Genomic DNA, 11,579 nt, shown 5'->3' on the forward strand with positions numbered 1-11,579 from the left:
TTCGAAATGTCCTTTTGAAGGCTTCAAAAAGACAAAAGCGGCTTGTGCAGCGATAGAAATGTCCTTTTGGAGGTTTTAAAAGGACAAAAGCGGCTTGGGTAGTGTTCGAAATGTCTTTTTGGAGAGTTCAAAAGGACAAAAGGGACCCGCCCGCCAATAGAAATGTCCTTCATCAAAGTTATGAAAGACAAAAGGGACCCGTCCCGCCCGCGAAAAGTCCTTCATCATGGTTATGAAAGACAAAAGAGAGACGCCCGCCCCCAGAAATGTCCTTCATCACAGGCATGAAAGACAAAAGGGACCCCGCCTGACCTCGAAAATGTCCTTCATCGCAGCCATTGGGGGACCCGCGTGCCCGGCCGATAAAAAAAGCAGGGACCGCCCCCGCCTTATGCTCTTCGTTTTTCCATATCAATATACAAATTCCGGTATGCATTCGATTCCGCCTGCATGCCGAGTTCGTGATAAATTTTTGACAACCATTTGACCGGGGTTGGGTCGTTTTCCCGCAACTCCATTTCCCAGCTGAAACAGTCAAGCGCCTTGTCGTATTGCCCAAATTCAAAATACAATTCTCCGAGCAGCGATTGCTTGTCGGGATCGTCCGCCATTTGGTGCATTTGCTCCACTTTGCGGATGGCCGGCAAATGCCCCGCTGCTTTCTTGAACGGAAGCAGCCATTCCATTATATAGGAAGTGTCTCGGTGCTGTAACAAATATGAAATGCACTTTGCCGCAAATTTCTCTGCCTGTGCCGGGTGCCCGGAAAAAAGTGGGGCAAGCCGGTTCAGCGTTTCCACATCTGTATGGCCATCCGGGCTCCATGATTCAAGCATATTTTCCACTTTTTCCGCCTGTTTCGCACTAAGCTGAATCTGTTCCTCAAGCATCATCGGGATCATTTTTTCCAGTTGTTTTGTCTCAATATAAAACTTCAGTAAATCCTGCTGCAGCGGTTCAAACTGCCGGATGCGGGCATAAAGATTTTCCAAAATGGCCATTTTTTCCGCCTGTTCAAAATGCGCCTCCAGCCGCTCAAGAAGGGCTTTGTAACCGGCATCGGATGGCGCCGCCTCCATCTGTTCAAGGCTTAACGCGATTTCGTCCGCCCACCGGTTTTGCGCCCGCAGCAGGCTGCAAAGTTTTGCAAAAGCATCGGTATCCGGCATTTTCTCATATAAAAGTTTTTCGGCATAAAGGGGGTCTTTCCGGATCAGTTCGGGTGAATAGGATTGAAAGAGTTTGTCGTACTTAATCAGATTTAAATCGCGGGACATTTGCTTGACCCAGCTTTGCTTCGGCGCAAAATCTTTTAAGATGCGGAGGATGCGCGCGCACTGCAATAGCTGGCCGTTGCGGCGGTATTCGTAAAAGATGGACTGGATATATTCAAAGAGCTTCCGTTTCGGGACAAACGATTCGAAAAACGTGGCAATCCAGGCGGCTTCAAGTGGCGGGAACAGTTTCTCCATTTTGCCGGTAAGCTGGGCAAAATGAACGGTTTTAAAAGAGCAACCCGGCTGGAAAAGCAAATCAATCAGCGGATGGGGAGGCTCCAGCACAATGCAGTCACGGAAAGCCTGCGCCACTGCGGACTGCCGTTTGATTTTGGCGGCGGGTACCGCGTTCAAATAATGGTCCTTGTAAAAAATCACATACCACAGGCGGCCATCATCACCGGTTGCCTCGACAAATTTGCCCTGCAAAAAAACGGCCATCCTTTCTATATCCGCGTGAATCACGTGTTTGCGGTCTGTAATGGTCAATTGGGCTGCCATAAAATCCCCTCCTTGATAGTTTGATTATACCATACAGCAGCGGGATTGCGACCATCGGATATTCCGTAGCAGGCTCACGATTTTGAAAGATTGCGGGTTGTTCCAAGAAAGATTTTAGGCCTGTTTTTGGCGCTGAACCACCGTTGGCAGGCAAAAGATCCGTGGCAAAAGCCCGCCGCAGGGTTAAATTGCGAATTGATATGCTTACCCGGCCCCGGGTAAACGTATCAGGGGCCTTCACGAAAAAGCTTCGCGGACGTTCTTTTATTTCATATGCAAAGTTTTTACGCTGCCATGTTCTATTACGATGCAAATACAACAGTTTTTGCTGCCGGCAAACCAATACGGATATATCCGGGCAGGCTGGAAAAGCGTGATAAGGGTTATAATTTCTTACAATCAAAATTTTTTATTAATTTGTTATATTTCTATATTGATAAATTTTCAATGAAAAGTATAATAGAGATATGCAATTATACAAAAATTTTGGGGAGGATGAGAGATGAGCATCTTTCAGACAAAAGCAATCGCAAACCTTGTAGAAGAGACCCAGGGCAAGCAAGGGCTGAAAAAAGCGCTTGGTGCACTCGATCTCACTTTGCTTGGGATCGGCGCCATTATCGGCACAGGCATTTTCGTGCTGACAGGTGTGGCAGCAGCAAACTATTCCGGCCCTGCACTCGTCATTTCCTTTATCCTGTCGGGCCTCGCATGCGGATTTGCTGCCTTGTGTTATGCAGAATTTGCATCAATGGTGCCGGTTGCCGGAAGTGCTTATACTTACGGGTATGCGGCGCTGGGTGAATTTTGGGCATGGATTATCGGTTGGGATTTAATTTTGGAATACGGCCTGGCGGTTGCGACCGTTGCGATCGGCTGGTCCGGATACGCCGTGAACCTGCTCGGAAATCTCGGGGTCCATCTGCCAAAAGCGCTGACGCTTGCACCGATGGACGGCGGCATTGTCAACCTGCCGGCCATTCTCATCATCGCTTTGGTTGCCTGGCTGTTGTATTCAGGGGTCCAGCAGACATCCCGCCTGAACGGCATCATCGTAGCCATTAAAGTGGCCGTTGTCCTGTTGTTTATCGTGCTTGCTGTCGGGCATGTAAAACCGGTCAACTGGCATCCGTTCATGCCGTTCGGGTTTAAAGGCGTGCTTTCGGGCGCAGCGGTTATTTTCTTTGCTTACATCGGTTTTGATGCTGTGTCGACAGCTGCGGAAGAAACGCGCCGCCCGCAAAAAGACGTGCCGCGCGGAATTTTGTTCTCCTTGTTAATTTGTACCGTGTTGTATATCATCGTTTCCGCCATTTTGACAGGCGTTGTCAAATTCAGCATTTTCGGCAGGCCGGAAGCTGCTTCTGCTCCAGTTGCTTATGCATTGCAGCAAATCGGCATTCACTGGGGTGCGGCACTGGTTTCCGTCGGGGCCATTTGCGGGATTACTTCCGTATTGGTTGTCATGGCATACGGGCAGACGCGTGTATTGTTTGCCATGTCGCGTGATGGACTTTTGCCTAAAATTTTTTCAAAAGTCAGTGAAAGGAGAAAAACCCCGGCGACTTCAACCGTTCTGGTCGCGATCGTAACCGCGGTCACAGCCGGGTTCCTGCCGATCAATATCGTGGCTGAGATGACCAATATTGGGACGCTTGCTGCATTTGTGATTGTATGCGTGGCAGTCATCGTGCTCCGATATAAACGCCCGGATCTGGAACGCCCGTTTAAAGCGCCACTTGTGCCAGTCCTGCCAGCCCTTGGCGCGATTTGTTGCACCATCCTGATCGCAAGCCTGCAGCCGGCAACTTTGATCCGTTTCGCTGTCTGGTTCGCAATCGGCATGGTCATTTACTTCGGATACAGTATCCGCCACAGTGAGCTGCAGCAGGGAGCGAAAAAAACAGCATAAAATCCAAAAAAAATAGATGGCCTGTTTCAGCAGGCCATCTATTTTTTGAATTTTTTTACGTTTTGTTATTGATCGTTTACGACAATATAAGCTGCTTTAACTGGCCCATGGACGCCGACGATCAAGTTCATTTCAATGTCAGCGGAGTTGCTTGGGCCTGTAATAAAATTGATGCACGACGGGACGGTTTCCCCGTTTTTGATTTTTTCGCGGATCTTTAAGGCGGCCTGCGTCATACGCGGGACAATCGTGCTTTTCGGCACAATCGCGATATAGGTTTTCGGCAGCAGGCTGACCGACCGGCCGCGTTCTTTACTGCTGAATAAAACCACCGTGCCGGATTCCGCCAATGTGATATCACTGAACGTAATCCCGACATTCGCTTTCTCGCACAGCGCGATATTTTTTTCGCCGATTTCGGGATCCCAGACATGGGTTTCAATTCCCAATTTCGGCCAGCCTTCCTCAATCAGCGGGGTTAAACCGAATTCCCCAAACCGCCTGTCATTCCAAAGCGAGACAGGCCCGCCGCCGTACAGTTCCACGACTTCGTTTAATTTTCCGGGCAAAGTTTTTGCATCCGTTTCAAAAAAATCAACATGGACACTGAGCGACTGCTGGCGCAATACTTCCAGCAGTTCCTCCTGGTTTGCATTTGGCAGTACATCATATTGCGGCTTGTGCTTGTAATCCGGGCGGGCAACACCGGATACAACCGGCTTGCGGCCGAGCCTGCCGGCAATATTTTTTAAAAATGCATCCCGGTTTTGGATGGCTCCGTTCATTTTTTCTGCCCCCTGTCTTTTTCCCGCTTTTCAAACCAGTCGCGGAAAGGTTCTTTGTTCGGCGCAGGGAAATCGCGCACATCCGTCCACGGTTTCATCGGGCCAGGCCCTTTGTGGATCAAATCGTCTTTTAAAAACGGGCGGACGACTTTGGAAGCCATTTTTGCCCCTGCCCCGTAAAGCCCGGGTTTTGAAGCGCCGACACCGAATGCTTTCATCAGCAGCCGTTCCGCTACCGGCGAGCGTTTTTCTTTTTCCGCGATCACTTGGCGGTGCTTGATCAAAAGCTCATGCAGCGGAATTTTCACCGGGCAGGCTTCCGTGCAGGCGCCGCAAAGCGAAGAGGCGTACGGGAGTTCTTTGTATTTGTCGTATCCGCCTAAAAGCGGGCTTAATACCGCGCCGATCGGTCCCGGGTAAATGGAGCCATACGAATGGCCGCCGATATTCCGGTAAACCGGGCAAACATTGATGCAGGCTGCACAGCGGATGCACTGCAGCACCTGTTGGAATTCCGTCCCGAGAATATCGGAACGCCCGTTGTCGACGATCACGAGGTGGAATTCTTCCGGCCCGTCGACTTCTCCTGCTTCTTTCGGGCCGGTCACGGTTGTAATATAACTCGTCAGCCGCTGACCGACCGCGCTCCTCGTTAATAGGCTCACCAAAACTTCAAACTCTTCGTAAGTCGGGACAAGCCGTTCCATCCCCATCACAGCGATCTGTGTTTTCGGAAGGGTTGTGACCATGTCGGCATTCCCTTCATTTGTGACAAGGCCGACCGATCCGCTTTCGGCAATGGCAAAGTTGCAGCCGGTAATCCCGATTTCCGCTGATAAAAATTCTTCGCGCAAAACTTTACGTGCAAACGCGGCCAGCTCCTCCGGTTTTTCTGTGCCGGTATAGCCGAGGCGGTCGCGGAACACGTCACGGATTTGATCTTTGTTTTTGTGCAAAGCCGGCGCGACGATATGGGAAGGATGGTCGCCGGCCACCTGTAAAATGTACTCGCCGAGGTCGGATTCGACAACAGTGCTGCCCGCTTCCATCAGGGCTTCGTTCATGCCGATTTCTTCCGTCACCATCGATTTCGATTTAATCACTTTTTTCGCGTTTTTTTTCTGCACGACTTCTTTAATATACCGGCTCGCTTCTTCAGCGGTCTGGGCAAAGAAGACATGGCCGCCGCGTTTCGATACATTTTCGCTTAATTGATATAGATAATAGTCCAGATTGTTTAAAACATGCTGGCGGATTTTTTCGCCGAGCGAACGCCATTCTTCCCAGTTTCCGAGTTCATTGGCCGCTGCCAGCCGGTTGGTTTGCAGCCGTTCCTGGGCACTTCGGACGGCACCGCGCATAAAATCATCGTTGATGCCTTCTTCGACCCTGCCTTTAAATTTTTCATCACTAATCGATAAACCCATTTTTTTCACCCCTTTGCCGTTTTTTAATCCCTGCTGTTCAAAACTTCAGCAATATGCATAATTTTTATCGGTTTTCCTTTACGCGTCATCCGGCCGCCAATATTCATTAAACAGCCGCAGTCGCCGCCGATTAAAACGTCGGCGCCGGTTTCTTCGACGTGCTCCACTTTTTCGTCCACCATTTGCTCGGAGATTTCGCTCATTTTCACGGAAAATGTGCCGCCGAATCCGCAGCATGACAATGCATTAGGCAGCGGTATAAATTCAAGGCCGTCCACATGTTTTAACAGTTTCATAGGCGCGTCTTTTACCCCGAGCAGGCGCGTCATATGGCATGATGGATGGTAGGTGGCCTTTGCGTGCAGGCTTGCCCCGACATCTTCCACTTTTAATACATCCACGAGAAATTGTGTAAATTCGTATGTTTTTGCAGCGAGCGCTTTTGCTTTTGGTTCCCACACCGGGTCGCCCGCAAAAATTTCCGGGTATTCTTTAAACATGTATGCGCATGAGCCGGAAGGGGATACGACGTAATCTGCGTTTTCAAACGCTTTCATCATTTGTTTCATCGCAGGCTTTGTATCTTCCAGATAACCGCTGTTATAGGACGGCTGCCCGCAGCAGATCTGGCCTTTTGGAAGATCAACTTCACAGCCCTGCCGCTCCAGCACTTCCACCATTGCTTTCCCGACGTCCGCTTTGAACATATCGACAAGGCAAGTGATGAACAAACTCACTCTCACAATATTCACCTTCTTATAGTATTAGGCCAATCATCAGATGACCGGATTACTGTTATTATACTCCTTATAGTGAAAACTTGGCAATGAAAGAAATATAGGATTTAAAACTTTTGCCGTATAAAACGGCAAGCCTGATTGATTCCCGTTTCGGAATTGAAAAGTTAAGTCCATTCTATATATTCATTTTAATGGAAAAATACAAATAAAGCACCTGATTTGCCGCTTTTTTTTGGCCCGGCCGCAAGCTTGGGCATCAGGTTTTTTCCGGGATCGGTTTGCGTTTCCTTTTCTCTTCATCCCGCAGCATTGCCAATTGATCTTGGCCTGGCATCTTGCCGGTTTTGGTTTGTGCGCTTCCAGGCTTCCTGTCAAATTCCTTTTCTTACCAGACTATAATTTTACCACATTAGCAATTTATCACTTTACCAAACTAAAGAAATACGTTAAAATAATGACATGAAATGGAGCGAAACCAAACCAACACAGAGGGTGAATATACATGAATAAAAAATGGGGACTTTGGACTTTAACCACGTTCGTTGTTGGCAATATGGTAGGCGGCGGGGTCTTCATGCTGCCGGCCAATCTCGCAAATAAGGCCGGGGCGCTCGGTTCAACACTTGCATGGGTTCTGACCGGCTTTGGCGTTTTGATGATTGCGCTCGTGTTCGGAAACCTGGCCATCCGGAAACCGGAACTGAAAGCAGGGCCGCAAAGCTACGCACAGTCGCTTTTTAAATCGAAGCAGGCCGGCCGGGTCGCCGGCTACAGCATGGCATGGGGCTACTGGGCAGCCAACTGGGCGGCAACGGCTTCCGTCATTATTTCGTTTGCGGGTTATTTAACGACATTTTTCCCGATTATGCAAAGCACGAAAATCTTGTTTTCGCTCGGCTCTTTCCAAATGGAGGACGGGAAATTTTTGACATTTGCCGTGTGTACAGTGATGCTATGGGGGATTCAATGGATCCTGTCGCATAGCTTTAACAGCGGCGGAAAAATGAATCTTGTGGCGACGGTCACAAAAGTGCTCGGCTTTATGATGTTTATCGTCATTACCGTTTTTGCATTCGATGCCGCGAACTTCGGCAATGCGAAAGCTTTTACCGATGCGGACGGCCACGCCGTTTCTCTCTTCGGGCAAATTAACGGCGGCGCCATCTCCACATTGTGGGCGTTTATCGGGATAGAATCGGCGGTGATGCTGTCAAACCGCGCCAAATCACAAAAAGATGTGAAAAAGGCAACACTTCTGGGCCTTTTGATCTCGATCTTGATTTATGTCGGCATTACCCTGCTGACAATGGGCGCTTTGTCCCAGGCTGAACTGCGCGTCTCGCATAAGCCGCTTGTCGATGCGCTCGGCCAGGTGCTCGGTGCAAACGGCCAGTATATTTTAGCCGCACTGGCGCTCATTTCCTTGTTCGGTTCCACGGTAGGCTGGATTATTGTCAGCTCCGAAGTGCCGTACCAGGCGGCAAAGTCCGGACTTTTTCCGGCATTTTTCGGGAAAACGAACAGAAAAGGATCGCCGTCCCGTTCGTTATTGGTAACGAATATGATGACGCAAATCTTTTTATTTTCCACTGTATCGGACACCATTTCGGAAGCATATGATTTTGCCATTGTTGTGGCAACACTGGCGTATTTGATCCCGTATCTTGTATCGGTTATTTACCAGTTGAAGCTGGTGGCAGCTGGGGAAACTTATACGTCTCTTGGCGCGCGCACAACGGACGGCATCATTACCGGCATTGCGCTGGTTTATTCTATATGGGTCATCATCACCGGCACTGCCGATTTAAAAACATTCTTCCTCGGCATCGGGCTGTTTGTTATCGGCCTGGTTTTGTACCCGGTTTTGATGCGGGAAAATAAAGTATATAAAGAAGTGCTGGAGTAACTGCAACCCGTTGGGAAGGCTGCTTCCTGACTGGGCTCCTTTGCTTGGTCGGTTTCTAACGGGCCGCCGCTTTGTCCGGAATTTCTGCTGATTCGGAAGTGGGGTGCGAGTATTTTAAAGACGATAACCCCTCATTTCGCAGGCCCCGTCAATAAGAAAAGGATGTCCCTATATAGGACATCCTTTTCTTATTACAAGCTCATTCTCAAAATCTCCCGCACATCTTCTTTGCCCAGTTTTCGAAAGTTGCCGATTGGGCCGAATGGCAGAGCTTTTTCCGCCAAGACGCCGAGCTTGTCATCGCCGATATTGTAATCTGCAAGCCGGCTTGGCGCGCCGATTTCGTTAAAGAAAGCACGGACTGCATCAATGCCGGCGAGAGCCGTTTCTTCGTCCGTTTTTCCTTCAGGATCCACACCCCATACTTCAACGGCAAACCGTTTGAAACGTGGGATATTTTCTTTATATACATACTTCATCCAGTTCGGGAAGATGATCGCAAGCCCGCCGCCGTGCGGGATATCGTAAACAGCGCTGACGGCATGTTCAATCGAGTGCGTTGCCCAGTCGGTTTCCACGCCGGCCGCAAGCAGGCCGTTAAGAGCAAAAGTGGAACTCAGCATTAAGTTTGCGCGTGCATCATAGTCCTCAAGGTTTTGCAGCACTTTGCGCGCATTTTCGATCACGGTTTTCATAATCGTTTCCGCAAAGCCGGTTTGCAACGGAATTTCTGTTGTATGCGAAAAATATTGCTCAAATACGTGCGAGAGCGTATCTGAAATGCCGTAAACAGTCTGGTTGCGCGGCACGGTAAACGTATTTTCTGGGTCTAAAATCGAGAACGCCGGGAAAGTCATGCTCGCTCCGTGTTTTTGCTGTGTTTCCCAGTTCGTAATAACGGAGCCTTTGTTCATCTCTGAACCCGTCGCAGCCAGCGTCAGCACAGTGCCAAGCGGAAGCGCTTTTTCCACTTTTGCCTTTCTTTCGTAAAAATCCCATACATCGCCGTCATACAGGGCGCCGCCTGCGATTGCTTTCGAGCAGTCGATGACGCTGCCGCCGCCGACAGCAAGAATCCAGTCGAGTTCATTTTCGCGGATCAGGGAGATGCCTTTTTTAACAGTGGACAGGCGCGGATTCGGTTCAACACCCGCAAGTTCGCGCACATGGCAGGCTTTTTTCTCAAAAATCGCCTGCAATTTATCGTACAAGCCGGAACGTTTGATGCTGCCGCCGCCATATACAAGCAAAATCCGTTTGCCAAGCTGGTCAATTTTTTCATTGAGCTTTTCGAGCTGCCCTTTTCCGAAAATCAGTTCAGTCGGGTTATAAAACGTAAACGGGTTCATTCAATTCCCTTCTTTCTTTGGAGTTTTACAGACAGATTGTACCACATTTTAGGATGTACCAATCATTTTAAAAGCTTGCAGGAGGAAAACAGCCCCCATCTGTAATGATTTGTGCACTGAAAGCGCATTCTGACAGGTTTGTAAGAAAACCTGACAAGAAATATAAAAATTTTAAAAAAATTAACGAAAAAGTATTGAAAAAATGGCTGACATCACATATGATAATTTATATAACAAAGATACGTTATAAAATCTAACATCAGAAAGGAAGAGGCAAATGGTTCCTGCAGATTCGGTCTTTATGTTTGTATCGACGGCGCTTGTTTGGGTTATGACACCTGCGATTGCGCTGTTTTACGGGGGGATGGTGAAAAGCAAAAACGTTCTAAGCACCGCGATGTACAGCTTCGGTTCGCTTGGCATTGTATCGGTATTATGGATTCTTGTTGGTTACTCGCTGGCATTTTCAACCGGCGGCAACGCGATTCTCGGCGATTTAAGCTGGGCGGGGCTGCACGATGTCACCTTTAAACCGAATGCAGATTACAGCGCGACGATTCCGCATAACTTATTCATGATGTTCCAAATGACGTTTGCGGTTTTAACCATTGCCATTATTTCAGGCGGTTTTGTCGGGCGGATGCGGTTTTCGGCATACTTGATTTTCATTTCCTTATGGTGCGTGCTCGTATATGCGCCTGTTGCCCACTGGGTATGGGGCGTCGGCGGCTGGATCCGCAACCTTGGCGCACTCGATTTTGCAGGGGGCAATGTGGTTCATATTTCTTCCGGCGTGGCGGCCCTCATCCTCGCGCTTGTACTCGGCAAACGGAAAGAATCCGAAACCGGGCGGCATAACTTAATGCTTGTCCTGATCGGCGGCAGCCTCCTTTGGCTCGGGTGGTTCGGATTTAACGTCGGAAGTGCCTTATCGTTAAACGAAGTTGCCATGTATGCTTTTATCAATACCAATACAGCGGCGGCTTGCGGGTTAATCGGCTGGGCCGCGGTGGAATGGATTGTCAATAAAAAGCCGACATTGTCAGGTGCGATCTCGGGCGGCATTGCAGGGCTCGTAGCGATCACACCGGCAGCCGGGTTTGTAACACCAATGGCATCGATTTTGATCGGCCTGGTTGGCGGCATCGTCTGCTTCTGGGGCGTCACGTATTTGAAATCGAAACTCGGCTATGATGATACGCTGGATGCATTCGGCATTCACGGTATCGGCGGCACATGGGGCGGCATTGCAACCGGCCTGTTCGCCTCCAAAGCGGTCAACTCCGCCGGCGCGAACGGCTTGTTCTACGGCGATCCGTCGCTCGTCTGGAAGCAGCTCGTCGCCATTGTGTCCACCTATATTTTCGTCGGCATTGCCTCCTTTATTATCATCAAAGCGATCCAATTGTTTATGCCGATCCGCGTTGATGAAGAAGCGGAAAAAAGAGGCCTTGATATCACGTTGCACGGCGAACATGCTTATGGACAGCCGTACGAAGAGGGGGTTTACGAACAGGCTGCAGCAAAATAATAGAGGGCGGGCATATCCGCCTTTTTCCAGCTGCCGGGACATTCCCGGCGGCTTTTAATTTGCTTGGTCAGGGTACCCGTTTCAGTGCATCATTCCTTTTTTGCCGCAACATTTCCAAAAATCATGTAAAATGGAGATAAATCCTGTTTGG

8 protein-coding genes are annotated in these 11,579 nt (G+C 49.3%); 3 read left to right on the forward strand and 5 right to left on the reverse strand.

Annotated elements, in window-relative coordinates; all coding sequences use genetic code 11:
- Window positions 1-389: 389 nt before the first annotated feature.
- Complete coding sequence (locus tag NSQ19_RS01490; protein ID WP_013858238.1) at window positions 390-1,778, reverse strand: hypothetical protein; 1,389 nt, start codon at window positions 1,776-1,778, stop codon at window positions 390-392.
- 502 nt (window positions 1,779-2,280) lie between these two features.
- Here NSQ19_RS01490 and NSQ19_RS01495 point away from each other — a divergent pair.
- The gene (locus tag NSQ19_RS01495; protein ID WP_019720533.1) at window positions 2,281-3,690 is read left to right on the forward strand and encodes an amino acid permease; all 1,410 of its coding nucleotides are present in this window, start codon (window positions 2,281-2,283) and stop codon (window positions 3,688-3,690) included.
- Between the two features lie 65 nt (window positions 3,691-3,755).
- Here NSQ19_RS01495 and NSQ19_RS01500 read toward each other — a convergent pair whose 3' ends face one another.
- Genes NSQ19_RS01500 through NSQ19_RS01510 form a run of 3 tightly spaced genes read right to left on the reverse strand, consistent with a single transcriptional unit; the run spans window position 3,756 to window position 6,645 of the window.
- Entirely contained in the window at window positions 3,756-4,475 is a 720-nt protein-coding gene (locus NSQ19_RS01500; protein ID WP_029142179.1) for a LutC/YkgG family protein, read from the reverse strand.
- Window positions 4,472-5,902 carry a LutB/LldF family L-lactate oxidation iron-sulfur protein gene (locus NSQ19_RS01505; protein ID WP_340702230.1) on the reverse strand — a complete coding sequence of 477 codons (1,431 nt, stop codon included), beginning with the start codon at window positions 5,900-5,902 and terminating at the stop codon, window positions 4,472-4,474. Before NSQ19_RS01505 ends, NSQ19_RS01500 begins: the two co-directional genes overlap by 4 nt.
- A gap of 23 nt (window positions 5,903-5,925) precedes the next feature.
- Complete coding sequence (locus NSQ19_RS01510) at window positions 5,926-6,645, reverse strand: (Fe-S)-binding protein (RefSeq protein WP_265114491.1); 720 nt, start codon at window positions 6,643-6,645, stop codon at window positions 5,926-5,928.
- Window positions 6,646-7,144: 499 nt separating this feature from the next.
- On the opposite strand from NSQ19_RS01510, the gene NSQ19_RS01515 reads away from it, so the two are divergent.
- Window positions 7,145-8,548 carry an amino acid permease gene (locus NSQ19_RS01515; protein ID WP_029142176.1) on the forward strand — a complete coding sequence of 468 codons (1,404 nt, stop codon included), beginning with the start codon at window positions 7,145-7,147 and terminating at the stop codon, window positions 8,546-8,548.
- 191 nt (window positions 8,549-8,739) lie between these two features.
- On the opposite strand, the gene NSQ19_RS01520 is transcribed toward NSQ19_RS01515, so the two are convergent.
- Window positions 8,740-9,897: an iron-containing alcohol dehydrogenase gene (locus NSQ19_RS01520; RefSeq protein ID WP_315957937.1), complete on the reverse strand. Its 1,158-nt coding sequence runs from the start codon at window positions 9,895-9,897 to the stop codon at window positions 8,740-8,742.
- A 277-nt stretch (window positions 9,898-10,174) separates the two neighbouring features.
- On the opposite strand from NSQ19_RS01520, the gene NSQ19_RS01525 reads away from it, so the two are divergent.
- Complete coding sequence (locus NSQ19_RS01525) at window positions 10,175-11,428, forward strand: ammonium transporter (protein ID WP_013858247.1); 1,254 nt, start codon at window positions 10,175-10,177, stop codon at window positions 11,426-11,428.
- The last annotated feature ends 151 nt before the right edge of the window (window positions 11,429-11,579 follow it).

Origin of the sequence: Weizmannia sp. FSL W8-1119 (assembly GCF_038008605.1) — a bacterium.
Lineage (GTDB): Bacteria > Bacillota > Bacilli > Bacillales > Bacillaceae_C > Weizmannia > Weizmannia coagulans.